General features: G+C 40.0%; 27 protein-coding genes and 1 other RNA gene. 15 read left to right on the top strand and 13 right to left on the bottom strand.

The window, feature by feature from the left end; translation table 11 throughout:
* Nucleotides 1-276: tail fiber assembly protein (locus OO184_RS18540; RefSeq protein WP_265380444.1), on the top strand; the 276-nt coding region annotated here is incomplete at its 5' end.
* A 185-nt stretch (nt 277-461) separates the two neighbouring features.
* Here OO184_RS18540 and csy1 read toward each other — a convergent pair.
* The 4 genes from csy1 to dinQ (OO184_RS25295) all read right to left on the bottom strand — a co-directional run bounded on the left by csy1 (nt 462) and on the right by dinQ (OO184_RS25295) (nt 3,560).
* Nucleotides 462-1,745, bottom strand: a complete 1,284-nt coding sequence (gene csy1, locus OO184_RS18535; RefSeq protein ID WP_265380443.1) for a type I-F CRISPR-associated protein Csy1 — start codon at nt 1,743-1,745, stop codon at nt 462-464.
* Nucleotides 1,746-1,961: 216 nt separating this feature from the next.
* On the bottom strand, nt 1,962-2,462 hold the full coding sequence (locus OO184_RS18530; RefSeq protein WP_265380442.1) for an AcrIF11 family anti-CRISPR ADP-ribosyltransferase: 501 nt from the start codon (nt 2,460-2,462) through the stop codon (nt 1,962-1,964).
* A gap of 437 nt (nt 2,463-2,899) precedes the next feature.
* On the bottom strand, nt 2,900-3,076 hold the full coding sequence (locus OO184_RS18525; protein ID WP_265380441.1) for a hypothetical protein: 177 nt from the start codon (nt 3,074-3,076) through the stop codon (nt 2,900-2,902).
* A 412-nt stretch (nt 3,077-3,488) separates the two neighbouring features.
* Entirely contained in the window at nt 3,489-3,560 is a 72-nt protein-coding gene (gene dinQ, locus OO184_RS25295; protein WP_369293964.1) for a damage-inducible type I toxin DinQ, read from the bottom strand.
* On the opposite strand from dinQ (OO184_RS25295), the gene OO184_RS18520 reads away from it, so the two are divergent.
* Nucleotides 3,553-3,765 carry a hypothetical protein gene (locus OO184_RS18520; RefSeq protein ID WP_132343608.1) on the top strand — a complete coding sequence of 71 codons (213 nt, stop codon included), beginning with the start codon at nt 3,553-3,555 and terminating at the stop codon, nt 3,763-3,765. The two genes, dinQ (OO184_RS25295) and OO184_RS18520, sit on opposite strands and share 8 nt — an antisense overlap.
* Nucleotides 3,766-4,402: 637 nt before the next feature.
* Here the strand turns inward: OO184_RS18520 and dinQ (OO184_RS25290) are convergent.
* From dinQ (OO184_RS25290) to idi, 3 genes are all read right to left on the bottom strand, one after another.
* Nucleotides 4,403-4,474, bottom strand: a complete 72-nt coding sequence (gene dinQ / locus OO184_RS25290) for a damage-inducible type I toxin DinQ (protein WP_369293964.1) — start codon at nt 4,472-4,474, stop codon at nt 4,403-4,405.
* An 843-nt stretch (nt 4,475-5,317) separates the two neighbouring features.
* A complete protein-coding gene (locus OO184_RS18510) occupies nt 5,318-6,262 on the bottom strand; it encodes an SAM-dependent methyltransferase (protein WP_265380439.1) in 945 nt (314 codons plus the stop codon).
* A gap of 135 nt (nt 6,263-6,397) precedes the next feature.
* Complete coding sequence (gene idi, locus OO184_RS18505; protein WP_265380438.1) at nt 6,398-6,931, bottom strand: isopentenyl-diphosphate Delta-isomerase; 534 nt, start codon at nt 6,929-6,931, stop codon at nt 6,398-6,400.
* 572 nt (nt 6,932-7,503) lie between these two features.
* Between idi and OO184_RS18500 the strand changes: the two genes are divergently transcribed.
* Complete coding sequence (locus OO184_RS18500) at nt 7,504-8,439, top strand: VirK/YbjX family protein (RefSeq protein WP_265380437.1); 936 nt, start codon at nt 7,504-7,506, stop codon at nt 8,437-8,439.
* Nucleotides 8,440-8,491: 52 nt separating this feature from the next.
* Here the strand turns inward: OO184_RS18500 and OO184_RS18495 are convergent, their stop codons facing one another.
* The gene (locus OO184_RS18495; RefSeq protein WP_265380436.1) at nt 8,492-9,091 is read right to left on the bottom strand and encodes a GNAT family N-acetyltransferase; all 600 of its coding nucleotides are present in this window, start codon (nt 9,089-9,091) and stop codon (nt 8,492-8,494) included.
* A 544-nt stretch (nt 9,092-9,635) separates the two neighbouring features.
* Between OO184_RS18495 and OO184_RS18490 the strand changes: the two genes are divergently transcribed.
* Nucleotides 9,636-11,654 carry an oxidoreductase gene (locus OO184_RS18490; protein ID WP_265380435.1) on the top strand — a complete coding sequence of 673 codons (2,019 nt, stop codon included), beginning with the start codon at nt 9,636-9,638 and terminating at the stop codon, nt 11,652-11,654.
* 132 nt (nt 11,655-11,786) lie between these two features.
* Here OO184_RS18490 and sstT read toward each other — a convergent pair whose 3' ends face one another.
* Nucleotides 11,787-13,034 (bottom strand): serine/threonine transporter SstT, encoded by a 1,248-nt coding sequence (gene sstT, locus OO184_RS18485; RefSeq protein ID WP_265380434.1) that lies wholly within the window; start codon nt 13,032-13,034, stop codon nt 11,787-11,789.
* A 291-nt stretch (nt 13,035-13,325) separates the two neighbouring features.
* Nucleotides 13,326-14,288: a TerC family protein gene (locus OO184_RS18480; protein WP_265380433.1), complete on the bottom strand. Its 963-nt coding sequence runs from the start codon at nt 14,286-14,288 to the stop codon at nt 13,326-13,328.
* 88 nt (nt 14,289-14,376) lie between these two features.
* On the opposite strand from OO184_RS18480, the gene OO184_RS18475 reads away from it, so the two are divergent.
* From OO184_RS18475 to OO184_RS18435, 9 genes are all read left to right on the top strand, one after another.
* A complete protein-coding gene (locus OO184_RS18475) occupies nt 14,377-14,535 on the top strand; it encodes a hypothetical protein (protein ID WP_265380432.1) in 159 nt (52 codons plus the stop codon).
* 394 nt (nt 14,536-14,929) lie between these two features.
* Nucleotides 14,930-15,601 carry a DedA family protein gene (locus tag OO184_RS18470; RefSeq protein ID WP_265380431.1) on the top strand — a complete coding sequence of 224 codons (672 nt, stop codon included), beginning with the start codon at nt 14,930-14,932 and terminating at the stop codon, nt 15,599-15,601.
* Between the two features lie 194 nt (nt 15,602-15,795).
* Nucleotides 15,796-16,101, top strand: coding sequence for an ElaB/YgaM/YqjD family protein (locus tag OO184_RS18465; RefSeq protein ID WP_265380430.1), 306 nt, complete (start codon nt 15,796-15,798; stop codon nt 16,099-16,101).
* Between the two features lies 1 nt (nt 16,102).
* The gene (locus tag OO184_RS18460; protein ID WP_036808622.1) at nt 16,103-16,504 is read left to right on the top strand and encodes a phage holin family protein; all 402 of its coding nucleotides are present in this window, start codon (nt 16,103-16,105) and stop codon (nt 16,502-16,504) included.
* On the top strand, nt 16,497-16,751 hold the full coding sequence (locus OO184_RS18455; protein WP_265380429.1) for a YqjK-like family protein: 255 nt from the start codon (nt 16,497-16,499) through the stop codon (nt 16,749-16,751). Before OO184_RS18460 ends, OO184_RS18455 begins: the two co-directional genes overlap by 8 nt.
* Before the next feature lie 224 nt (nt 16,752-16,975).
* Nucleotides 16,976-17,371 (top strand): DoxX family protein, encoded by a 396-nt coding sequence (locus OO184_RS18450; protein WP_265380428.1) that lies wholly within the window; start codon nt 16,976-16,978, stop codon nt 17,369-17,371.
* A 9-nt stretch (nt 17,372-17,380) separates the two neighbouring features.
* On the top strand, nt 17,381-17,542 hold the full coding sequence (locus tag OO184_RS18445; protein WP_265380427.1) for a hypothetical protein: 162 nt from the start codon (nt 17,381-17,383) through the stop codon (nt 17,540-17,542).
* A gap of 1,127 nt (nt 17,543-18,669) precedes the next feature.
* The gene (locus OO184_RS18440; RefSeq protein ID WP_265380426.1) at nt 18,670-19,008 is read left to right on the top strand and encodes a hypothetical protein; all 339 of its coding nucleotides are present in this window, start codon (nt 18,670-18,672) and stop codon (nt 19,006-19,008) included.
* A 99-nt stretch (nt 19,009-19,107) separates the two neighbouring features.
* Complete coding sequence (locus OO184_RS18435; protein WP_265380425.1) at nt 19,108-19,875, top strand: hypothetical protein; 768 nt, start codon at nt 19,108-19,110, stop codon at nt 19,873-19,875.
* Nucleotides 19,876-20,264: 389 nt separating this feature from the next.
* Here the strand turns inward: OO184_RS18435 and OO184_RS18430 are convergent, their stop codons facing one another.
* On the bottom strand, nt 20,265-21,161 hold the full coding sequence (locus tag OO184_RS18430) for a LysR family transcriptional regulator (RefSeq protein WP_265380424.1): 897 nt from the start codon (nt 21,159-21,161) through the stop codon (nt 20,265-20,267).
* 110 nt (nt 21,162-21,271) lie between these two features.
* Between OO184_RS18430 and OO184_RS18425 the strand changes: the two genes are divergently transcribed.
* The gene (locus OO184_RS18425) at nt 21,272-21,973 is read left to right on the top strand and encodes a pirin family protein (protein ID WP_265380423.1); all 702 of its coding nucleotides are present in this window, start codon (nt 21,272-21,274) and stop codon (nt 21,971-21,973) included.
* Between the two features lie 43 nt (nt 21,974-22,016).
* Here OO184_RS18425 and rnpB read toward each other — a convergent pair.
* Together rnpB and rsmI are read right to left on the bottom strand one after the other, a co-directional pair.
* An RNA gene (rnpB, locus tag OO184_RS18420) (RNase P RNA component class A) lies at nt 22,017-22,393 on the bottom strand.
* A gap of 77 nt (nt 22,394-22,470) precedes the next feature.
* Nucleotides 22,471-23,337 (bottom strand): 16S rRNA (cytidine(1402)-2'-O)-methyltransferase, encoded by an 867-nt coding sequence (gene rsmI, locus OO184_RS18415; protein ID WP_265380422.1) that lies wholly within the window; start codon nt 23,335-23,337, stop codon nt 22,471-22,473.
* Nucleotides 23,338-23,400: 63 nt separating this feature from the next.
* Here rsmI and OO184_RS18410 point away from each other — a divergent pair, with 63 nt between their 5' ends.
* The gene (locus OO184_RS18410) at nt 23,401-25,143 is read left to right on the top strand and encodes a penicillin-binding protein activator (RefSeq protein ID WP_265380421.1); all 1,743 of its coding nucleotides are present in this window, start codon (nt 23,401-23,403) and stop codon (nt 25,141-25,143) included.
* The last annotated feature ends 10 nt before the right edge of the window (nt 25,144-25,153 follow it).

Below are 25,153 nucleotides of genomic sequence, written 5' to 3'. Positions count from 1 at the left end.
CCACCCACCGATTTCGATAAATGGGATGGTAAAGACTGGGTAGTTGATAAAGACTTACTCAAATCTCATCAAATCAACGAAGCAAAACAGAAGCAAGCAGCGCTGTTACAGCAAGCAAATGAAACACTCTCATTGCTACAAGACTCTGTTGACTTAGAAGTCGCTACAGACTCAGAAAAAGCCGCTCTGTTGGAATGGAAGAAATACAGAGTATTGCTTACTCGTGTAGATGTTTCACAAGCGCCTGATGTTGAATGGCCGCCTGTGCCGAAATAAAGCGAAAGCCGGGTGACCGGCTTCATATTCTGCCTGTACGGCAGTTTATTTAAGGAGAAAAGAACATATTTCTAAGCTGCCTGTGCGGCAGTTTATTTAAGACTAAAGAAACATGCTTCTAAGCTGCTTGTTCAGCAGTACTGATATACTATGTCATTTAAAGACTTAAGTCTACACACGAAAACTCATAGATCATCATATTTCGGTAAATAATCTTCAAATTCATCTAATTGTTTTATAAATAAACCTTTCCAATTGCGACGATCAAGTGCTTCCCCGTCTAATTTTTCGTGTCGTAAACAACGACTTAACCAGCGCCCAAAATCTTTAGCTACCTCGTTTTTCCAAGCGCCGGACTCACGATCATGTTTAAATTTCTCATCTATTTCACAGCGATAAGGATCTAGCCAGAGCTGTTGTGAATATTTTAGTGCACAATCTTTACTTGCGCTCCAGCCTTTATATTCAATTAAATTTTGTACACTTCCAACATAATCAAACAAAGTATCAATAATTTCACTCAAATATTCCCTGCTAATATCAACAATAAATTCACGAAAATATTCAAAGATTTCCTCTGTTATTTTACTATCTCGTGCTTTTATTAAATATTGTTGCATCATCAAAACAGCATCACGAGCTAACAAATCAAATTCAACACCCAATGAAAAGATAGACTCAATTTCTATCGGGGGTTTTGTTGGTATAAGTGGAGGGGTGCAAGGCAAAAGCCACGCTTTTCCGCCTCTCATCGTATTTAAATAAGATGTATTTTGCGGCTTAGTTCCGCCAAAATGCTGTATAGCGGTATTTTTGTAAATTTCTCTAATCCTAGGATGCCAACATTTATCTTTTATTGCTTCTCTAATTTCTTTAGCTGACTCACTAAAGCGTGACTCTTGAATACGTCTATCTATTACATGATATAATGATGATGCAAATAACGGGCTTAATAAATGATATTCATCATGATTTTCATTTATCGGAAAATATAACTGTTTTGCGTATTTGTGTGATGAAAGAGAGTCGTCTGATAGCGCCTGTTTGAATCCATCAACCCAAAGCTCAAGCTGTTGCTCATTTTCCACCAATTCAGAAAATGCTGAATAATCACCTCGTTTCAAAGAAGCCGCCAATGAATCGCCTTTTATTTCAGTTGTCAGTAGCTTAGCAATATCAAAAGCGGCGCTATTGCCTGCGAAATCCATTACCGGGTTATGTAAAGTTGAAGTAGAAAGATATTGATTTTTTTTATTATCATCCAATGACCCCGCATAAATACTACTTCCTTTTGCTTGACTGTTACTATATTTCAACGCATGCGTTATCATGCTAATTTGTTTTGCCCGACGAGCTGCATCATCAAGCCAATTTTTCACAAGTTCACTGTGTGATATAGTAATATCTTTCTGCTTAGCTCTATCTTTAATATATTCAACAATAAACGTACTTAATTTATTACCCTGCATAATTTTCTCTCTATATTACACTTTCAATCACGTAATGTAGTATTCTCTATAGACACTTTTATCTCTCGCTTCGGACTATAAAGAATATTGTTAACTACAATCCAGCCGCCTTTAACCCACTTGTTGACACGCTGAGAATCTACCTTCATTTTCCTCGCAAATTCAGCTTTATTGCCGTGGAAATTCCTATCTATATATTCTGTGAGTAGCATTTTTTTATTCCGCAATAATTTTGGGATTAACGATAAGATATGAAGTTCCATGTTCATCATTCATTTCTACAGCGTCAAAACCCAGATGAGCAGCTACACGGCCACGTAAGCGTTGCAATTCCCAACACAATGCAGCAAATACTAAGCTATCATCACCCTCGGTATCAAAGCGAGGAGACATTATATTAGAGAAGTCCTCAACATCAGAATCATTATCCCATACCACTCTGTCAGCTATCTCTTCTACATCATCTACTTCAAGTTCTTCTTTTAAGAATGCACATACTTCTTCGTAATGCTCATTTAAGTCTCTTGATTCAGCTATTTTATCATCAGCTATTTCATAAGAGTGGACGTAACCGTTACAACCGTGACTGCCTGCTGCATCGTAACTAGGGCTACCGAAGATTCCATCAAAGATATTCACACTAATAAAACCTAAAGCAAATGGACCTACTTTAACTGTTGGAGCTGCGCTATTTGCGGAACCGTGGAATAATTTCATTTTGTTAGCCTCTGCGTTGTTTGTTTCGATGAAATTATAATAGTCGTTTTTCGACTATATAGCAAGGATTAATTAGTCGTTTTTCGACTATATTTGTGATTTAAATCACAAATAATAGATATATCCGCCCGCATTCACCGTTATCAGTGCTTTCACGAAGTGTTGAAAAGTCACGATGAGATTGAGAGTGGGTATCTCTACGAGATAAAGAGGCCGTGGATGCCGGGGTGAGAGCAATGATGATTGGGACGGATTTGGGACGTGAAAGTTTTCATGTGTATTCGATGTTTTGCTAACTTTTGCGAAATTGGGCGTTGTGAGCGGCGGTTTTCGCTGTATCTAGTTGTTTTGAATGATGGCTCTATACACTCATAATCGCTTGGTCACTGGTTCAAGTCCAGTAGGGGCCACCAGATTTTAGCTGATTTATCAGTACATTAAGCCACTTCGTAATGAGTGGCTTTTTTGTTTCTAGTAGTCAGTGGCGACAAAATGGCGACAGAGATTTTTTCATAAAGCCACTGCCTGAATGAAAACACACTAGCCAGCTTCAATTTCTGAGCGGGAGTTAGGATATTAATTAACCTCTTAACATCATCAGATCTTTTATCCATATCCTTTATTTCTATGAAGGTGTAAAAAAGCCCGCATATTGTGGGCAAGATAGTTGTGTTTCAGACCACCAGAACACGAACCCGTAGCGTTGATTGATACCGCATTTAAAAAGGCGTTCCAGATCCCAGTGTTATTATGTGTATGACTCGCAGTAAGCTGCAAATTGTTTAACCACATCAAGCGATTAACTCATGAATTTCATTACACTAATCTGTTGACTACCCCCATACTACCGGAACAATAACCGCCTGATTACTGGTTCAAATCCAGTAGAAATTGCCAAATTTAAGATTTTAAATCAGTATCTTTTTGAAGGATAAAGATTATAAAACACAGTAGCTTGATCAAAAGCGGTAAATGTTAAAGGCCACCGGGAGGTTACCCCGATGGCCTTAGCTACGTTTCCGTTATCTATTTCAGAAATGCACGGATCAGCTCTAAAAGCGCGATCAACGCTTTGAGAACGATGATAGCAGTGTCAATAAATGCTTTCACCCGTTTGCTCCAGTTAGGAGCACGACTTAACCAGCCATTGCCTTTACGCTGCCTGTCCGGCTGGCCTTCATCTGTGTTAGCAGGAGAATATCGCGCTCTGACCGAGGCACTGAATCAGCACCACCTGTACTCAGCCAGGACTTACGAAAACTTGCGCCAGAGATACACAAGCCAGAGCGCTACCCCAAACTAACAGCCGTTGATTATAGGTTTATTTTCAGATGATTCAATCAATTAAAACAATGAGTAGATAAAAATAAAAAAACCAACTGGTGAGGTTGGTTTTTTTATTTTAACCCTTGGATAGGGCGGTTTGTCTTTGTGCTATACGAGATTGGTAGCCTCGGTTCTAGCGCGACATTCTCCTGCTAACTCAATCAGTCTACACCTTAAAAAAGGTGTTATCAACTTATAGCATAGCGTAAAAATCTAACACAAATGGCATGATATTCACCCAATCACTAGCAAATATTTCTGTTTCAGCCCATCCGATTTATAGACTATGTTCCTAATGGCACTGGCATTCTCCGGCGAGCCTGTGTTGTGGTGCGTATGCGCGGCGGTCAGCTCAGCTAATCCCATACTACCGGAACAATAATCGCCTGATTACTGGTTCAAATCCAGTAGGAATTGCCAAATTTAAGATTTTAAATCAGTACATTAGGCCAATTAAACAAGAGTAGCTTAGTAGGTTGATGAATGACGCTACATGCATCTGGTTGCTTTTTATGAAGGGTAGAAATTATAAAGCACAACGGCTTGATCAAAAGCGGTAAATGTTAAAGGCCACCGGGAGGTTACCCTGATGGCCTTAGCTACGTTTCCGTTATCTATTTCAGAAATGCACGGATCAGCTCTAAAAGCGCAATTAACGCTTTGAGAACGATGATAGCAGTGTCAATAAATGCTTTCACCCGTTTGCTCCTGTTAAGAGCACGACTTAACCAGCCATTGCCTTTACATTGCCTGTCCGGCCGGTTCTCATCAATGTTAGTTGAAGTGGATCGCGCTCCGACCAAGGCTCTGAATCAGCACCACCTGTATTCAGCCAGGACTTACGAAAACTTGCGTAAGAGATACACAGGCCAAAACGCTCCTCAACTAACAGCCGTTGATTATAAGTTTATTTAGATATGATTCAATGAATTAATAGATAGATAAAAACAAAAAACCAGCTGGTGAGGCTGGTTTTTTGTTTTTATCTTTAAAGCAAGACCTCTATTTTTGTGCTCTTAACCGGGTTGGTAGCCTCGGCCCGAGCGCGATCCACTTCAACTAACATAAGAATTCTAATGCCTAGAACCGGAAATATCAACCTATAACATGACTATAAAACAAACAAAACAGGCAGATTAAAAGTTAACCAATCACTGGCAAATATTTCTGTTTCAGCCCAGCCGATTTATAGACCGTGTTTCTTATCGTGCTTGAGTTGTAATGCGTATACGCGGCTTCAGTTCAGCCAACTCCTTCATCACTCCGAGCGTGTCTAACATCAATTGCATAACATTGATTTGCTGAGCTTCCCACCTAAACCACAGATGCGTTAGGCCCAAAAACTGAAATTTATTGAAAACTTTTCATTTTCAGTTGGCGATTTCTATCGCGTCATCAATGCTAGCGCGATCTGATGAGGCTACTCCGCAAAAAGTGGCTTTTCCATTTCCAACGGTCAGTGACAACAAAACGGCGACAAAGATTTTCTTAACAGCTTTACTCTTAACCCAAGAAAACAAAGCTGTTTGCTAATTTTTCTGTGCAATAACACTATAAGTCGATGCATAGTTTTTCACCAGAGCTACCGAAAAGTTTTCAGCCAGTACTCTCAACTCTTCCAGAGGACCACTAACACCTTCAGGAAAGCTTCGTTCGATATTGGCCTTAACATCCAACAACCAATGCGCCACATCAATATTAGATGGCAATACCCTCATATCCTTAATAACGAAACCACTTTCCTCCAACACTTGCCTGAAATAGCCGGGTGTTTTTCGGTTAGCACAAGCTAAGCGATCAATGATGTCAGGAATATCCGATTTATAGCTATCCAACGCCACATTATAGAGGTTGTCAGAAATAATCACCTGACCACCAGCGCTCATCCGTTTGAACAATCCATTCATGGCCTTTTCATACAACGAATTCGGAAAATGCGAAATGACACCACGGATAATCACCAGATCATAAGGTTCTTGTGGATCAGGTAAGCTATCAATATCCTGTGCATTGCACAGATACAGATTGATACGCTCAGAAAGTCCATGTTGTGCGTGAAATTCAGCACAATACCGCAACTGCTGCTCGCTGATATTTACGCCATCCAAACGTTTGCATTCAGGAAAACGCTCAGCCAAATATTTCAGGATATAACCCCAACCACAACCAACATCTAAGACACGTCGAACCGCTGGTCGCTCAACTTTTGTTTCCAAACCAGCTAAAAGCAATTGACGATCAAAATAACGAATACCTGACTCATCCAATGAAATTGGTGGTTTTGAAGCCGGATCATCGTAAACACCAAACTGGAATAACAGCGTATCACCAATCACCTTACGCCAGCGTTCTGGATCTTCGCAATAAACTTGTATCACTTTACTTTCGTAATCGTTGGTAGTTTCCCCTCGGATGATGTGATAGGACGGGACAGGCTCAACATCAGTGCAAAACACATTATTAAAGCTACTCATGAGCTTTTCCTTATTAAAAGTCTTTAAAAGCGTCGCCCCCTAAGTTGTCAGGATTTGCGACGTATTGGTAAATATCAATGAAATATTCATATCTAATTAATTCAATGCCGTGGCTACCAATAAATTACATTATTATCAGATCGGCCTTTGCCACTCCTCAATATCTTGATACGAAAGGCCATCAATGATTTTTTTGAACCAAACCGTATACACATCAGGAGCATTATTAATTAGCTCCCTCAATTTCAGTGGATTAACCCATTTGTAATCAGACACCTCATCCGGGTTAATTATCGGTTCTTTATCAAAGCACCCGATAAAAACATGATCATATTCGTACTCAATCAAATCATTAGGCAGTCTCGCATGATAAATAAATGACGAAACCTTTTTCAATGGACAATCAAAACCCATCTCTTCGCCAAGACGCCGGTGTGCAGCGGCTTCCAGAGCTTCATCAACCCTGGGGTGACCACAACAGCTATTCGTCCAAAGTCCCGCTGAATGATATTTGGTTGCAGCTCGCTTCTGTAGGAGTAAATTTCCTTCATTATCAAAAATAAAGATAGAAAAGGCCCGATGTAACATACCCTTCCGATGAATATCAGCTTTTCCCGCTGAGCCAATGGGATTGTCATATTTATCAACAAGAACAAGTATTTCATCCATTATTAATAGCCTTTGTGTGTATTGAATAACATAAAATCATAAATTTAATTTAACAATAAAATATAATCGATATTCTGCAAGTACTAAATTAACTTTACAAGAATAAGAAAATTTCTCGTAATAATATGATATAAATCACAATATAAAAATATCTCATCTATTCCATTTTGACATTAATGAAAAAATAAAACAAATTAACATAATAATTATTAATATTTCAATTAAACGGATTCAAAAAAGAATATATTCAATATTAATCATTTACCATCAATACTCACCTGCTAAACTTGCTACAGATCATAACCTCGGGTATCACACCAAAGTTATAGCCGTTTCTCTCATCTTTTTGGACATGCTTTTACAACAAAAAACATCACAGAAAACTAAACGAATAGTAAACAAATAAGAAAAAAATCCTTTGATAACTAAACATTCATTAAACAACTGTTGATTTTTTATCTTAAAAAAACACAAATAAACATTCGTTGAAGTTCTGTTTAATATCAAACGAGTATAATCAGTTGCTCGCAAGTCTTCTTCTCCCTCAGTATTTTTTAGAACTAGATAAAGAAATGGAATATATGTATCAACCTGCCAGTTCAGGAATTCGACTGTTCACAGACTTAGTCGGAAAAAAAATCAGCCCAAGTCCCCATTGGTATTCTGCCCAGAATCGCACTAAATTTGCCTTACGCAGCGCTCTGATGCCGATATCGACACTAAAACTATTAAACCAAATAGTTAATACACCGTTTTATCTGGACATTTTGAAGAAACAGCCTTGTTTACCTTCTAAATTACATCGCCCTTATCTAAGTATTAACTTTAATAGAGCGCAGACGTTACGTGCAATAAATGAACATTACCAGCTATTATTTACTGGTTTGAATCAGTCTATTGTTAATAAAATATTTCGTTCCAATGCATATCCATTAGCAGTTATCAGCGGTAAAAGTGGAACTTATACTATTTTTTTAGATTCTATGGATTGCTTTAATAAAGAAGGTGAGCTTGCTCTATTTATTGCAACAGAAGATCATAAAACTTTAGCGAGATGCGCTTTCACATTACTCACCATTGCCGGTAAAAAAACACTGTTCATCGGTGGGCTACAAGGTTCCAAAGGAGACGCAACCCTTGAAATTATCCGCGATGCAACGAAAGATTGTTATGGATTATTTCCCAAACGCTTACTCATTGAATCCATTTGCCGTCTTGCTGCCCACTTTGAATGCCAACAAATTCTGGCAGCCAGCAACGATACTCACATCTATAAGAGCCTACGCTATTGGCATAAAAAGAAAGATAAATTAGTCGCTGATTACGACTCTTTCTGGGAGTCATTAGGTGGAGAAAAGGGAAAAAATAAAGATTTCCATCTGCCATTATCCATTGAAAGAAAACCGCTTGAAGATATAGCCAGTAAAAAACGGTCGGAATATCGTCGCCGTTATCAATTATTGGATGAACTGGATAATGGAATGAGAGATTCTCTGCCTTCAGATTAAATCAGAATCAGGCCGCTACCTTTCACAGGACGGCCTAATTTTGAGATAGCTCTTACCTCGGTTTAACCATCTGCCATTCAAGATGCATTTTAACCGCAGGCCATTCACAACTGATAATACTGTAAACACAAGTATCCCTAATACTGCCATCTTTAGATACAGCATGACTACGCAGAATCCCATCAAGTTTTGCGCCTAGTCGCTCTATCGCTTTCCGGCTCTGATGATTAAAAAAATGAGTGCGAAACTCCACTGCGATACATCCTAATTCTTCAAAAGCATGTTTCAATAAGAGATATTTTGCTTCCGTATTAATATGTGTCCGCTGAACAGAACGTGCATACCAGGTATAACCGATTTCTACCCTGCGAGCACCAGAATCAATATTCATATAAGTGGTCATGCCAACCGCTTTACCTGTTCGATGATCAACAATAGCAAAAGGCAGCATAGTACCTTTTTCATGTAACAATAAACGGCGTTCAATCTCGTTACCTAGCTCAGCCGGCGAAGGGACACTGGTATACCACAATTTATGCAGTTCACCCTCTTTAATGACCTGTAAAAATTCATCATGCCGTTGATGTGTCAGAGGTTCTAAAGTCACCCCTTTTCCTGCCAAAGTTACCCATTCAGTCATCTGTTTTTTCATAATAACCACTGATGCTATAAATTAAGTCAGATATAGAAGAGATCACCCTATTCCGGGTTCAAAACCGGAATCAAGTTAATATATGAAAAATCCATCTCCCATTAAAGCAAAACCGCACCTTTAACATTTCCGGCAACTGTCGCATCATTCAGAAAGAAATACTAAAACTGGGTAAACAAATCGCCTGACTGAATTAGTCATATTCTCTCTATGTAAGAATGCAAAGCTATTCCACAAATCATTCGAGAAAGTGAACGACTGAAAATCAATTATGACCCATATTGTGGTCTGGTTAACCTTTCTGATACGAATTAATCAACAAAGAGTACATCAGCAAATTTTAAGCTCCTATTCCCTAAATCTATGGTCATGATAGAATCTGATTTCATGACCTTCATCACATTCATTTAACATTTTTTTCCCAATTAACCTTATTCCATCTAAATTTAAACCAACACTCATCCGACCACTTAGGATTTTGACCGGTGGTCTAGGACACAATAATAATCTGGTTATGATTGACAAACACCCGATGGAGATTGCAATGAGCCATTATCCTCACCTGTTCGCCCCTCTAGACCTGGGGTTCACCACTCTGAAAAACCGCATTTTGATGGGATCAATGCACACTGGGCTAGAGGAACATCCCGATCCCCAGAGACTTGCCCGCTTTTACGCTGAACGGGCAGCCGGAGGCGTGGCATTGATTGTAACAGGCGGAATTTCGCCAAATAAACAAGGTGTTATAGGGAAAGGCACTGCATTCCTGGTAGATGAAAAAGATCTTATCCACCATAAAGTTATTACAGACGCAGTTCATCAGGCTGGTGGAAAAATTGCAATGCAAATCCTACATACCGGCCGTTACAGCTATCAACCAAACCTCGTCGCTCCTACTGCCATTCAGGCACCGATTAATCCATTCATGCCTCGTGAAATGACAGAAGAAGACATTCAGCAAACTATTGCTGACTTTGCTCATTGTGCACAACTGGCACAACAAGCCGGTTATGATGGCGTAGAAATTATGGGTTCTGAAGGTTATCTGATTAACCAGTTCCTGACTGCTCGTACCAACCACCGCCAGGATAAATGGGGCGGAAGTTTTGAAAATCGAATGCGTTTTGCTGTAGAGATTGTTGAAGCAGTCCGTCAGGCAACAGGGAGAGAATTTATTCTAATCTACCGGCTTTCGATGTTGGATTTAGTCGAGGACGGTTCCAATTGGCAGGAAATAGAACAACTCGCTGTTGCTATTGAACAAGCAGGAGCATCTATCATCAATACCGGTATCGGCTGGCATGAAGCTCGAATCCCAACGATTGCCACTATGGTTCCCCGCGCTGGATTCAGTTGGGTAACACAAAAGCTGATGGGGAAAGTTTCTATCCCACTGATCACAACAAACAGAATTAACGATCCCAACATTGCAGAGCAAGTGCTGGCACAAGGTTGTGCCGATATGGTTTCTATGGCGCGACCTTTTCTGGCTGATGCTGAATTTGTTATGAAAGCCCAACAGGGGCGAATTGATGAGATTAACACTTGTATTGGCTGTAATCAGGCATGTCTGGATCAAATTTTTGTCGGTGAAATCGCCTCTTGTTTAGTTAATCCTCGCGCCTGCCACGAAACAGAAATGGCCTCTAAGCCTGTTTCCATGCCTAAAAAACTGGCGGTTGTTGGCGCAGGGCCTGCCGGATTGTCATTTGCAGTGACCGCTGCCAGCCGTGGTCATCATGTCACTCTGTTTGAACGTAACGGTCAGATTGGCGGACAATTTAATATCGCCAAACAGATCCCTGGTAAAGAAGAATTCCATGAAACATTACGTTATTTTCAGCGTCAGTTAGCAATCCATCATGTTGATGTACGGTTGAACCAGACCGCTACAACAGAAGCACTTTCTGATTTTGATGAAGTAATTATCGCCAGCGGCATCATACCTCGCCAACTCACAATCGAGGGTATCCATCACGAAAAGGTACTGAGCTACTTAGATGTATTAAGGGATAAGAAAAATGTCGGTCAACGCGTCGCTATCATTGGCGCAGGGGGTATCGGCTTTGATACCGCAGAATATCTGAGTCAACCAGGAAAAAGTACTAGCCTTGATAGCACCGCTTTCAGCGAAAAATGGGGCATTGACCATAATCTGACACATCGTGGTGGCTTATCTCCTGAAGGCCCTAAACCAAAACCTTCTCCCCGAAAAATTTATCTATTGCAACGTAAACCGACAAAAGTTGGTGAAGGATTAGGTAAAACAACAGGTTGGGTGCACAGAACCAATCTACACTTGCGTGGTGTGAAAATGCTCAACAATATGCAATATTTGAAAATAGATGATCAAGGATTACATATTAGCAGCAATGGGGAACAGCGCTGTCTTGCCGTAGATAACATCGTTATTTGTGCAGGACAAGAGCCACTAAGAGAATTGTATCAGCCGTTACAGCAAGCGGGGAAAACTGTGCACCTTATTGGTGGAGCTGATGTTGCTGCCGAATTGGATGCTCGACGCGCTATCGATCAAGGTACTCGGTTAGGCCTTAAAATTTGATGATGAATAATGGCGATCACAGACAAGTTGTAAAAACAGAGTAAATCCTCAAGCCGCGCCATTCCTGGCGCGGACATTTTACTTTTCTACCTACTTAACTGTATTTCTATTAAACCTGAATACTTAAATCAATTAATTACGCCGGGCTAGCTGATCCGACTCCAGACGGTTATCCTCTGCCTGACAAACAGCGGCAGTGAACAATACATCAGTAGAAGAGTTCAGGCTCGTTTCCGCAGAATCCTGTAATACACCAATAATCAAACCGACTGCCACAACCTGCATAGCAACTTCATTGGAAATCCCAAACATGCTACAGGCCAGAGGGATCAACAATAAGGACCCTCCTGCCACACCAGAAGCGCCACAGGCACAAATTGCAGCAACCACACTCAGTAGCAATGCTGTAGGCAGATCAACCGATATACCTAACGTACTGGCCGCAGCCAGAGTCAATACCGTAATAGTCACCGCAGCGCCCTCCATATTGATGGTTGCTCCCAGCGGAATAGACACTGAATAAGTATCTTCATGCAGATTCATACGGCGGCACATCGCCATATTCACTGGAATATTGGCAGCCGAACTGCGAGTGAAAAATGCCGTTACGCCACTTTCACGCAGGCAAGCAAATACTAGTGGATAAGGATTACGACGAATTTTCCAGTAAACAATCAATGGGTTTACAATGAGTGCCATAACCAACATACAACTTAGTAATACAACCAGCAATTGGACATATCCCAGTAAGGCGCCAAATCCCGTTTCTGCAATAGTTGAAGACACCAGACCGAAAATACCAACCGGCGCCAAACGAATGACCACTCGAACAATCTGAGTAACCGCTTCAGACATATCATGAATCAGAGATTTAGTTGAGTCTGTTGCATGACGCAAGGCGATACCCAAACCAATAGCCCAGGCAAGAATACCAATATAGTTACCATTCAGTAGTGCGTTTACTGGATTAGCGACGACATTGACCAGTATTCCTTTAATCACCTCCATAATGCTTTCAGGTGGAGACATCTGAGCATCATTGACAGCTAGCACCAATTGTAACGGGAACATAAAGCTACCGACTACGGCAACCAACGCAGCAAAAAATGTGCCCAAGATATAGAGGATAAGAATTGGACGAATATTGGTTTTCTGGCCTTCTTTATGGTTAGCAATAGAAGACATGACCAGAATCCAAACCAACACCGGGGCTACTGCTTTCAGGGCGCCAACAAACAATGTCCCAAGCAAACCGACTGATTTGGCAACCGAAGGCGTCAACCACGCTAACAGTATCCCTGCAATTAAACCTACCAAGATTTGTTTAACCAGGCTCCCTTGTACAATGTAATACACGAAGCCACGTTTTTGTTTTTCCATAGCTGATCCATTTTATTAACAGTTCTATTAAGCCTATATTTTTCTGTGTTTGCTTCCTCAGTATAGGGAAGCCAAGAGTAGTGAAAAGCGGCGATAGTTAAAATATACAACCTCGCCAGCACTTATTAACAATACATTCACATTTGTGTGATCAAAACGGCAATTTACACATTTACAAAACACAATTATTTGTTTTTATGTTTAACCATTTCTCAGCAATTTAAGACAAAAAGAAACCATATCTTCCCATTCAAGAAAGATATGGTTATCTGTTAAAAAATAGTTACCTAATTACTGGATCTCTTTAGTTTTGTACTTGTTTACCCAAACATTAATAATCATTGTTATTGTCAAAATACTCGCCACAGTTCCCAGAGAAATTCCCATAGGAATATGATAAAAATCCATTATTAGCATTTTAATACCGATAAATACCAGAATGACTGATAAGCCATATTTCAGCATTGTAAATTTCTCTGCCACACCTGCCAGTAAAAAATACATTGCACGTAATCCTAAAATAGCGAAAAGATTAGAGGTCAAAACAATAAAAGGATCTGTAGTCACGGCAAAAATAGCAGGAATACTGTCTACCGCAAAAATAACGTCACTAATTTCAACCAAAATTAGCACTAAGATTAGTGGAGTCGCATATAACAAACCTTTTTCTTTCACAAAGAAACGTTCTCCGTGAAGATTATCAGTGATGCGAATATGCGCTTTTAGCCAACGGACAAAAGGTTTATCGCCTATCGGGGAATCATCCTCTTTCGCCAACGCCATCTTAACGCCGGTAATCAGCAGAAAGATGCCGAACAGATAGAGTATCCAGCTAAATTGAGAAACCAGCCAACTCCCTGCAAAGATCATCACGGTACGCAGCACAATTGCGCCTAAGACACCATAAATGAGCACCCGACGTTGCAAATTTGCCGGAATAGCAAAATAGCTAAATAACATCAGCCAGACAAATACATTATCAACAGCAAGTGCTTTCTCAAGTAAATACCCGGTAAGGAAAGCCATTGCCTGACTATTAGCAACAGCTTCCCCTACGGTTTCTCTGCAATACCACCATAATCCTAATGCAAATAAGAGCGACAAACTTACCCAAATTACACTCCAGACAGCAGCTTGGCAAAACGACATTCCTTGCCCTTTCTTACGTCCCTGTAAGGATAGATCTAGTAATAACATAATCGTAATTAAGACAGAGAAACTTCCCCATAACAGAGGATTACCTACAGAGTTCATTTTCTTTCTCTCACAAATAAAAACGGCTGAAGTCTCAGAAGACGCCAGCCGCTGCTATATTTCTTCCCACATCGTGGAGATGGATGTATTGCAAGCAACCCTCGCCTTCTGGCAAGGTCTCACTTACAACACAGAAAATGCACCATCAGGTATAAGTTCAAGGTTGCCCGGCTACCGGATGCTGTTGCATCGTAATGACGATAAACCGGCGAAGGAAGTTACTCCCCTTTGCTGTGGTGAAAAATAAATCAAATTGATACAATAATCAATCTACCACTGAAAAAATATTGACTCGTGGTCAGTGGTCAGTGGTCAGTGGTCAGTGGTCAGTGGTCAGTGGTCAGTAGACCATAAGCGAATAAAATGGCAGGTCAAACAGCAACTCATTTAAATCAAGAAACCTGGCAAACTATCCTCATAAACCCATTTCTTACCCTATTTTAATGAACGTCCAATTGGTCACCAAAATTTTCTGTTTAGTCCCCCCTGATTTTGTTACAGTGACGCAGGCTGATTTATTTGCCTTTTTCAACGATGAAAAGACATTAAAACCAGCCAAATAACGTAAAATAGGATGTAATTTAATCGGTTTAGCCTCATGCTTTCAGGATGAACGAACAAAGGCATTTTAGGAACACCTGATGGAAATAGTAAAAGAACTTATATATGCACTTTGGTACCAAGATTATGAAACTCTGGCCAACCCATCCCTATTATGGGCCATTTATATCATGCTATTTTTGATCCTCTTCCTTGAAAATGGCCTCCTTCCTGCCGCATTCTTACCAGGAGACAGCCTGCTTATACTCGTTGGCGTATTGATTGCCAAAGGCGCAATGAGTTTCCCTCTAACAATTGTAATATTAACTGCCGGAGCAAGCTTAGGTTGCTGGATCGGTTATCTACAGGGAAAATGGCTAGGAAATACCAAAATAGTGCAAGGCTGGCTTTCTCATCTCCCAGCCTACTACCACCAAAGAGCTTACAGTCTTTTTCATCGTCACGGCCTGTCTGCTTTACTTATCGGCCGCTTCCTCGCATTTGTCAGAACCCTTCTACCAACATTTGCAGGTCTGACAGGTCTACAAAACAGCCGTTTCCAGTTTTTTAACTGGCTCAGTGGCTTCCTGTGGGTCATGATCCTTACCTCTTTAGGTTATGCACTTGGTAAGACCCCCATTTTCCGTCAGTATGAAGACTTAGTAATGAATTTCCTGATATTACTACCACTTGTTTTACTAATTATTGGTTTTAGCGGCAGTTTGTTAGTTGTGTGGCGTAAAAAAACCTGCCAATCCCCTCAAAAAAAGTAATTAATTCCAATAAAACTTCATCTCCCTCCCTGCTGTAGATAGATGTATCGTTTGCAGCAGAACAGTGAAATATCTCTAATGTTTTTTATTCACCTTTCCAAATATAAGCTATATTTAAGGATAGTCTTTTCCGGCATCAGGAAAAGCGACTAACTAAGTCAAATATACACACCTTACATCGAGGAGTAATCTACATGTCACAGATGAAAAATACTGAAGATCTACGCATTGAACTAAAATCACTCGCAGAGACACTGGAAGAAGTGATCAAAAGCTCTGGTGATAAATCCAAAGTCGAGTTGGAAGAACTTCGCAACAAAGTAGAGGATGTCATCAAAGATACTCGTTTTAAACTCGGTAATGCCAGCGATATGGTTGTTAAGAAAACAAAAGATATGGCGGGCCGTGCCGATCTCTATGTTCATGATAAGCCATGGACAAGCATCGGTATAGGTACTGTGGTCGGTGCCGTATTAGGTGTATTATTAGCTAAACGCTAATATGAGTAACTCATCCAAATCTCAAGGCCCCGGTAAAGGGGTCCTTGATATTCTCCAACGTATTGCCACTGTTGTTGTCGAGATAGTCGAAACTCGTTTGCAACTCATCGTTGTAGAGTTGGAAAAAGAAAAAGCCACTTTGATACAGCTGATAGTCATAGCCAGCTTGACATTACTGCTCACCGCTTTCGGCCTCATGTGTCTACTTGTTATGATTTTTTGGGCTATCGATCCCAACTGGCGTTTTACCGTATTAGCAAGTACTACCGGCACACTACTCGTTCTGGCGCTGATTGGCCTTATATGGACCATCAGGAAAGCGAAAAGTTCAACATTACTTAGCGCTACTCGCGAGCAACTCAAGATTGATCGAGAAATGCTGGAAGATTACAGTAATGAGTAAACAACGTCAGGAAAAAAAGCTGAAAAAACAGCAGCTACTCAGAAATATCCAGCTACAACGACTTGAACTTTCCAACAATACACAGCTCTGGAAGAATTTCACTGAACCTTATGACAAAAGCTGGCAAAAGCTTTTGTCACTAAAACCCTATCTGCGACCCGCAATCCATGCGATCTCTTTATATAGCCTCCGTCATCCTGTGAAATTTTATCATTTGTCGCGCTATATCATTCGACTATTGAAATAAAAATGGTAATAATTCTTCATAATATCCCTCGTTGATGATCACTCTGGTTGCTTATATTCAAAAACTTTGTATAAAATTGTTAATAATCCTTGCTTACAACTAAGTCCATCTCTCTTTAGTATACATTCCATCCGTTAATGATTAACAAATTGTGCTGTCTTCAGTTAGTACAAGTTAATCATCAAACAAATTATTATTACTTTTCTGTGCCTTAGGAGTTGTTAATGAAAAAATTTGAAGATAGTGCCCTGCTACTGGCTCGCATTTTGATGCCGATTCTGTTTATCGTTGCAGGTTATGGAAAATTAGGTGATTCCTACGCGGATACTCAACAATATATGAATGCTATGGGTGTTCCTGGCTTTCTATTACCACTGACGATCTTACTTGAGTTGGGTGGTGGTCTGGCAGTTCTGTTTGGTTTCTTAACTCGTACCACCGCGTTATTTACCTTTGGTTTCTGCATCTTGACGGCCATACTCTTCCACAGCAATTTTGCTGAAGGCATGAACCAGACTATGTTTCTCAAAAATCTGACCATCGGTGGAGGTTATCTGTTATTGGCTATCACAGGTCCGGGTAAATTCAGTATCGACCGCCTGATGAAGAGAAACTGGTAATATCCTGCTGTGATTGTTCTAAATCTGAAAAATAACAGTTTTCAGGTAAAAGGGGAAACGATCAAAATCCCACTTTCTCTCAAGGATTTTATCAGCCAGGTATCCGATATTCAGAAAGTGAATAGCAAGCCGAAAGATCTCGCAGATCTTTCGGCTTACTTTAATCAATAAGCCAAACTTCTATTGAATCACAGTAACTCTGATAAAATGGTTATTTTATCAAAACAAATAACCATCTTACTTTTCGGCGATAAATAATAAAACCCATGTTCGATAATAAACCAAATTAATATTTTTAAAACATTATTAAGAATTTAATATAAAGAACATAGAATTATCAATGTAAACCCAACTAATATCTACAGCACTAACTTAAATAAATAACAATAATTAACTTCAATATATTTAAAGGTTACTTTATCCAATCCAATTTTTTATCACAATAATCAATTCATGTAAAACATAGTAAAAAACGCAAAAACTAATTATAATAACTTCATAAAACAACAGTAAAAACACGATATTAATTGGTTATATTAAACCCAACCACAATATAATTATTTAAATTTATTTTATTTACTTTCATAAAATGGACTAAAATCACCACATATTAATAAAACAAAAAGCCAGGCCATAATATAGTTTAATATATATCGATATTATCACCTTTAAAAAGGTTACCTTTACATTCTAATTAATCATTAGAATAAGTCTCTCTGTTATTTCATGAAAATCATAACCACCCAGTATTAAATCATTATTTACATAGAAATTTAACTTAAGTAAATAATATTTCTATTATTCAAGTTTATGATTAACATCTTTCCTACTACAATTATCTACTCTTATATTCAAAGCTAATGCAAAAATAAAAAACCAACCTCATAAACTTAAATTAAAAACCATTTCAATAATAGGAATAATTCTTATATTATAAAAACAAAAATTAGAGATAAATATTAAAAATATCTACTTTAAAGATACGGCTAATTTTTTCAAAATTATAGAAAAAATTAAAAAACCAGGATAGTTGAATGAAATAAAATAACAACACGTGTTTATAATGATAAATAACAGTATCAATCGACATAAAAAAACAGAACAAAAAAACAGCTTGACACATAACAGTGTGTATTAGAAAATTATTTAAGCAATATAAAATTTATTAAAAACATGGATAATAACATAAGATAATAGTCAATATTATAAATTAAATGATTCTATTTTCATTTCACAAGAAATGCTTATGCCAGATAATTCGCAGAATTCTTCACATAACAAACGAATGGGGAAGGAAAATGAAATATAAATCAATTATTTATACCATAATTTATTTAATGCCGTTTTATACCATTGGAGCCGGAAAATTAAAAGATGTTTGCGATGGAGAATTAATCCTTAATACATCTATAAGCAGTATAAATATTACAAGCAACCAAAATGGAAATGGGCCCGCCATGAATATATTAGTCGAAGGACAGTGGTATGATACATATCTAAGCCCTGGAATTGTAGAAGGTAACGGTATTTATGGGCTTTATGATATGATTAACACCGCTTATCTCAATGGATTAGAAGTTAACGTTTGCGTAAGGCTTGGTAATTTAAGAGGCATTGAATTAATTTATAGACCATAAATTTCCAGCCTAAAAAAATAGAATTAATATTAATCAACATATTTATAATGCACTGTTGAATTAATATTTGATTTCTACAGAATCAATAACGGAGGATTTATGACTATTTATGGTAAAAAAATACAGATAAATTTAACAAAAAGCTCTCCAGACCAACTATCTGTAAGTGATTTAAAAGCACAATTAACTGCTATTGGATTATCGTGTGAACTTGCCGATGAAAACTTACTTGAACAATATATTGAGGAAGTAAGAGAAGAAATAATTACAGGAAATACACAAGCATTTACCATTGGGGAGTATAATAATGGCAATTTCGTTCATACATCCAACGCTAATTGGCAACCTGAAGAAAGCGCTTTAGGGCTTAAAGAGCAATTAATTTATATTGGCAAATGGGAGCATTTTAAATGGTTAAGTGATAATTATAGTACATTTGCTGGAAATGTGGATAATCCACCATCCACAAAAGAAAAATACGATACCTTAGATGCAATAAAAAAAGCCTTTGTCCAGATTGCAGAAGGAGCTTCTGAAACTTTAGTCACACCTATGGATAAAGGAGATATGGAATCTGCGCTAACAAACCTTCTAAGCTCAGTTAATAATGACAATATCCAAAACTATGACTCCTTTTTCAGAACAAAATTATTCCTATTAATACAAAATTTCGATGAAACAAAAGATAAAGGTAATGGAGTTGGAGTATTAGGCGTAGAGTGGAGACTGAAAATACAAGATTATAAGCAGAAAAAGCAGAATACTCAACATGATACACAAATTTTCCTAAGAAGCTGGTCTGTCACATATGATGATACCGATGATCTTATCAAGCAATATAACACAGTGAAAGCTCATTTCAGCTAAAAATAATAAATGGAGACGGATTCGACTAATAATAAATACAATTTTTCAGAAAGTCGGCAGTTGCTATAGTGGCATCTTTCTTGCCAAAGAAAAATGCACTATGGCCTGGCCTATTTGTTGCCACTGATAAAGAAAAGATGCTCTATAATAATCCCGTCAAGAACAGTTAACGAATGCTCCGGGACGAAAGAAATTAAATTCTGAGTAAATAAACTCACTTTTCTTACAAGTGTTATGAGATACAACCAACCAGACAATCTGCTGTACTGGCTGGCACTATTTATGAATATTAGATTCGTTACGCCATAATTCCATACTTCGCTAAGCAATCATCGAATCATATTTTTTTACAGCCTGTCTTCTAATTTGATTGTTCACATCACTTCTACTTACCGGCTAACAAACAATTTAGGGATTTCCCGCAAACACCAAGACTTAGCTTCCCCCATACTGTCTCGTCGCCATGCCATAATGACATTGGTATCATGACTGTATTCGGAGCTAATCACCTGCAAACGGCCCTCAATAATATCTTGTTCCACCATAGGATAAGGCATGGTAGCAACGCCTAGCCCAGCTAAGAGAGCACGGCGTTTATCTTCCAGAGAACTGACTGTCAAACGCTGTTGCTTATCTAACAATTGAACCGTCAATACTGGACGCTCCCTCGCTGTATCTGCTACAGCAATACCACGGTACTTCACCCTAGTGACATCAGACAAAGGTTCCGGTTCTTGATGTATAGGATGATCAGGGCTAGCGACATAAACATTGGTAATGCTGTAAAGCTGACGTGAATTAATTTCTGCCGATGCGCGAAAATGCATATCTGGCGCAATAACAATATCCGCCCGACCCGTTTCCAGCCTCTCCCATGCGCCAGCCAAAACCTCCGTCAACAAAGAGAGCTGAGTATTCGATTTTTGAGCAAGTTTGCCCACTAACGGGAATAATGAAGAAGCCGGAACCAACGCTTCACAAACAATTGTCATGTGAGTTTCCCAACCTCTCGCTAATGCTTCTGCATCAGCGGTTAATTTATCAGCAGCTTCAAGTAATTGACGTCCACGCTCAAGCAACATACGACCAACATTGGTGAATTTAGTTCTGTGACCCGAACGGTCAAACAGTACTACATCCAACTCCTCTTCTAATTTTTGCATCGTATAGCTAAGTGCAGAAGGAACACGGCCGAGCTCATCAGCAGCCGCAGCAAAACTTCCCCGCCGGTCAATCGCATCCATGACCCGGAGAGATTCCAGTGTAAGCGCTCGTTCTTTGCTCATATTTTTCTCAATCAGGAAATTTGAATATGGTGACCAGATTAACTGGCTAACATTTCGCCGTCCAGATAATTACTATTCTTAGTGTGTGTTTTTTTAAGGTAACCGCCATCATGATTATAAATAGAACAGCAAAACAATGTGGGAAAGCTGACTATGGTTGGCTACAGGCTCGTTATACATTTTCATTTGGTCACTATTTTGACCCAAAGTTTTTAAGTTATGGCGCGCTGCGTGTACTCAATCAAGAAGTCATCGCCCCCAAAGCCGCTTTCCAACCGAAATCCTATCCACATGTGGATATATTGAATATTATTCTACAAGGTGAAGCGGAATACCGTGACAGCGAAGGCAACTACATCAGAGCCCGCAAGGGAGAATGTTTACTATTTTCTACCCGTCAAGGCATCAGTTACAGTGAACATAATGCCAGTACTAACAAGCCACTGACGCGCTTGCAGCTTTGGCTGAATGCCTTTCCTCAGCAGGAAAGCTTACCATTGCAACGAATGGAGTTACCAGAACAACCATTGTCTATGCTAGCTTCTCCAACAGCAGAAGACGGCAGTATGCAATTACGTCAGAAAGTGTGGGTAAATCATATTTTCCTTACTAAAAATCAATCTCATCATCTGCAATTAAAAGGAAAAAATGCCTATCTGCAATCCCTAAACGGCAATATAAAAATAAGAGGCAATTCCAAGGATAATACTTTGATTAAATGCGGAGATGGCGCTTTTATTCATGAAGAAAGTCGCCTGGTTTTGAAAGCAGATACTGAATTTCAAGGGCTGTTAATTGATCTGGCTGCTTGAAAAAGCGAAAGCCCCATCAGATTCAAATCTAATGGGGCCAAATTTTTGAAGTTGACCGATAAGCCGGGTTCTGTCGTGGACAGTCATTCATCTAGGCCAGCACTTACGCACTGGCTCAAGCAGCCTACCCGGGTTCGATACGGGCCGTACCTAATGAACCCCTATTTGGCCTTGCTCCGGGTGGAGTTTACCGTGCCACGGACTGTTACCAGCCGCGCGGTGCGCTCTTACCGCACCCTTTCACCCTTACCTGATCCTACATCAAGTAGGCCATCGGCGGTTTGCTCTCTGTTGCACTGGTCGTGGGCTTTCACCCCCCAGACGTTATCTGGCACCCTGCCCTGTGGAGCCCGGACTTTCCTCTCCTCTATCCATCGTCCAAAGGATTAATGATAAAGCAGCGACTGTCTAGTCAACTCCGCGGCGGATTATAAGGGGTTTACCTAACAATGTATAGGCGTTTACTGATTATCTGCCTTGTTTATCAGCAATTACCATTATTCTTCATTCTGTCCCAACCCATGACGATAAAGTGCATTTTTCTTCACACCATGAATCTCTGCCGCCAATGCGGCCGCTTTTTTCAATGGCAATTCTTGTTGAAGAAGCGCCAGTGTTCTTAATGCCTCTGGAGGCAAAACATCGTCATCCAGTTTTTTATAGCCTTCAACGATCAATACCATTTCGCCACGGCGACGGGTTTCATCTTCCTTAACCCACGCCAAAAGTTCACCTACCGGCATCCCCTGAATGGATTCCCAAGTCTTTGTCAATTCCCGCGCCAAAACGACGTAACGCTCAGCCCCCCACACTTCAACCATATCTTCCAAACTTTCGATCAGACGATGAGTGGATTCATAAAAAATTAATGTGCGCGACTCCTTTTCCAAAGCCCGCAAAGTATCACTTCGGCTCTTACGTTTTGCAGGCAAAAATCCTTCGTAACAGAAACGATCTGATGGCAAACCCGCAGCAGACAAGGCGGTTATCGCCGCACAAGGCCCTGGAAGCGGGACAACATGAATACCGGCTTCACGGCAACGGCGAACCAGATGATAACCAGGATCATTAATCAGGGGCGTTCCTGCATCAGAGACTAATGCAATACTTTGCCCTTGTTGAAGTTTTGTAATTAATTGATCTGCTTTCTGCTGTTCATTATGATCATGAAGTGCGAACATGCGCGCATTAATGGCAAAATGTTGAAGCAACAAGCCAGTATGTCGCGTATCTTCGGCAGCAATCAGATCGACATGCTCAAGAACTTCAAGCGCACGCTGAGTGATATCACCCAAGTTTCCAATGGGGGTTGGCACAACATATAGCGTGGATGTCGTAACCACTGCTCGATTAGGTTGATTCATTGTTTCATCCGAATGGCCGATTTAAAATTGAGCATCTTTGAAAAAAACATCGCTGGATACAGTATGCTTTCCTCAATTTTTGTGCGTATCAAAACTGGTTTAGTCTGTTCAGCTATGCTGGCAGTTATGATCATCGCAGGATGTACCGTGCCTGACCAACAGGGGCAACAACCTTCGCAAACTCAGGACAAAATCAGTACAGAAATCGCCCGTTATCAATCCATCATTGATGCCGCTCATGGCGAACCGTCTCTTGATGTTATCCGTGCTTATATCGCTCAGGAACCACTTATGAAAGAGAGTGCGGCTCATCAAAAAAATATTGATGATACCTGGCAAATGCTGACCCGTCTTTCACCACAAGAACGCCGTGGGTTAGTCATCAACGCTGATGAAAATATTCTGCAAGGCTGGCTGGACTTACTCAGTGCCTATCAGGATAACAAACAGGACTCTGACAAACTACAGGCGGCTATCCATGACTGGAAAATTCGTTATCCACAAAACCCTGCCGCACTGTCACTTCCAACTCAGTTACAACAAGCAGCCATCCAACCGCAAGATACGAATATCCGTATTGCTCTGTTCCTGCCATTAAGTGGTCAAGCAAAAGTATTCGGCGAAGCCATTCGCCAAGGTTTTCTTGATGCTCAAGCCGGTTTACCAAATACATCATTGCCAACAGAAAACCCGGAAAATTTATCTATAACAGACAGAGATAGCGCGTCAGATGGCGTGGTTTCTACTGATATGTCCCCCAGCGAAGTGGTGTCCATAGAATCAGCAACACCAACCATTCAGACAACTCCTGTCATAGCCAATGCGCCGATTAATACACAACAGGTCAAAATCTATGACACAGCAAGCCAGCCATTGGAAAACTTATTAATTCAAGCTAAGCAGGACGGCGTGAATTTAGTTGTCGGACCGTTGCTGAAACCCGATGTGGTTAAACTCGTTCAGACAAATACTTCATTAAATATGCTAGTACTCAACGAGTTAGATAATGCTCAACCACAGCCTAATATCTGCTATTTCTCTTTATCGCCAGAAGATGAAGCGAAAAATGCCGCGGAACACATTTGGCAGCAACAGAAACAGAATCCTCTGATTTTGGTCCCAAGAGGGACTTTTGGCGACCGCATTGCCAAAGCCTTTGCACAGGAATGGCAAAAACAAGGGGGACATACTGTTCTGCAACAAACCTTTGGCTCTTCCGCCGAACTGAAACAATTAATTAATAGAGGTACGGGTATTCGCCTGACAGGAACAGCCGTCAATGTCACAAGCAATCAACCTACATCAATCGCCATTGGCGATCTGGAAATCCCTCAGATAAACACCGATGTCGTTCCTGCCTCTACTGGCGGATCAGTGGATGCAGTTTATGTTGTTTCTACCCTGGATGAACTGACGCTGATTAAGACAATGATTGATATGGCAATCAGTTCCCGCGATAAGCCCGCCCTTTACGCAAGTTCCCGCAGTAATCAGGCGGGCGTCGGTCCCGATTTCCGCCTGGAGATGGAAGGAATGCAATTCAGTGATATTCCCTTAATCGCCGGTGCTAACCTGCCGCTGATGCAACAAGCAGCCAGTAAATTTGCAAATGATTACTCCTTGATGCGCCTTTACGCTATGGGTATTGATGCATGGTCATTAGCAAATCAATTCAATCAGGTTCAGCTTCAAAGTGATTTCCATCTCAATGGTGCTTCCGGGGTGCTATCCGTTCAGGAAAATTGCACCATTTTTCGACAGCTCTCATGGATGAAATATCATCAAGGCCAAATCACGGCTATTTAATTGAGTAATT

Source organism: Photorhabdus aballayi (assembly GCF_026153155.1).
In the GTDB taxonomy this organism is placed as follows: domain Bacteria; phylum Pseudomonadota; class Gammaproteobacteria; order Enterobacterales; family Enterobacteriaceae; genus Photorhabdus; species Photorhabdus luminescens.
Note: the sequence above shows the minus strand (reverse complement) of the source record. Positions and strands in the feature narration are given on the sequence as shown.

Excerpts from the sequence above, each read along its gene's own strand:
- rsmI (WP_265380422.1), bottom strand. The coding sequence starts at position 23,337 with ATGAATCAACCTAATCGAGCAGTGGTTACGACATCCACGCTATATGTT.
- idi (WP_265380438.1), bottom strand. The coding sequence starts at position 6,931 with ATGGATGAAATACTTGTTCTTGTTGATAAATATGACAATCCCATTGGC.
- OO184_RS18480 (WP_265380433.1), bottom strand. The coding sequence starts at position 14,288 with ATGAACTCTGTAGGTAATCCTCTGTTATGGGGAAGTTTCTCTGTCTTA.
- OO184_RS18530 (WP_265380442.1), bottom strand. The coding sequence starts at position 2,462 with ATGAAATTATTCCACGGTTCCGCAAATAGCGCAGCTCCAACAGTTAAA.
- OO184_RS18470 (WP_265380431.1), top strand. The coding sequence starts at position 14,930 with ATGGAAATAGTAAAAGAACTTATATATGCACTTTGGTACCAAGATTAT.
- sstT (WP_265380434.1), bottom strand. The coding sequence starts at position 13,034 with ATGGAAAAACAAAAACGTGGCTTCGTGTATTACATTGTACAAGGGAGC.
- OO184_RS18490 (WP_265380435.1), top strand. The coding sequence starts at position 9,636 with ATGAGCCATTATCCTCACCTGTTCGCCCCTCTAGACCTGGGGTTCACC.
- OO184_RS18430 (WP_265380424.1), bottom strand. The coding sequence starts at position 21,161 with ATGAGCAAAGAACGAGCGCTTACACTGGAATCTCTCCGGGTCATGGAT.
- OO184_RS18435 (WP_265380425.1), top strand. The coding sequence starts at position 19,108 with ATGACTATTTATGGTAAAAAAATACAGATAAATTTAACAAAAAGCTCT.
- OO184_RS18495 (WP_265380436.1), bottom strand. The coding sequence starts at position 9,091 with ATGAAAAAACAGATGACTGAATGGGTAACTTTGGCAGGAAAAGGGGTG.
- OO184_RS18460 (WP_036808622.1), top strand. The coding sequence starts at position 16,103 with ATGAGTAACTCATCCAAATCTCAAGGCCCCGGTAAAGGGGTCCTTGAT.
- OO184_RS18465 (WP_265380430.1), top strand. The coding sequence starts at position 15,796 with ATGTCACAGATGAAAAATACTGAAGATCTACGCATTGAACTAAAATCA.
- OO184_RS18455 (WP_265380429.1), top strand. The coding sequence starts at position 16,497 with ATGAGTAAACAACGTCAGGAAAAAAAGCTGAAAAAACAGCAGCTACTC.
- OO184_RS18525 (WP_265380441.1), bottom strand. The coding sequence starts at position 3,076 with ATGGATAAAAGATCTGATGATGTTAAGAGGTTAATTAATATCCTAACT.
- OO184_RS18500 (WP_265380437.1), top strand. The coding sequence starts at position 7,504 with ATGGAATATATGTATCAACCTGCCAGTTCAGGAATTCGACTGTTCACA.
- OO184_RS18510 (WP_265380439.1), bottom strand. The coding sequence starts at position 6,262 with ATGAGTAGCTTTAATAATGTGTTTTGCACTGATGTTGAGCCTGTCCCG.
- OO184_RS18410 (WP_265380421.1), top strand. The coding sequence starts at position 23,401 with ATGCTTTCCTCAATTTTTGTGCGTATCAAAACTGGTTTAGTCTGTTCA.
- OO184_RS18440 (WP_265380426.1), top strand. The coding sequence starts at position 18,670 with ATGAAATATAAATCAATTATTTATACCATAATTTATTTAATGCCGTTT.
- csy1 (WP_265380443.1), bottom strand. The coding sequence starts at position 1,745 with ATGCAGGGTAATAAATTAAGTACGTTTATTGTTGAATATATTAAAGAT.
- OO184_RS18425 (WP_265380423.1), top strand. The coding sequence starts at position 21,272 with ATGATTATAAATAGAACAGCAAAACAATGTGGGAAAGCTGACTATGGT.
- OO184_RS18450 (WP_265380428.1), top strand. The coding sequence starts at position 16,976 with ATGAAAAAATTTGAAGATAGTGCCCTGCTACTGGCTCGCATTTTGATG.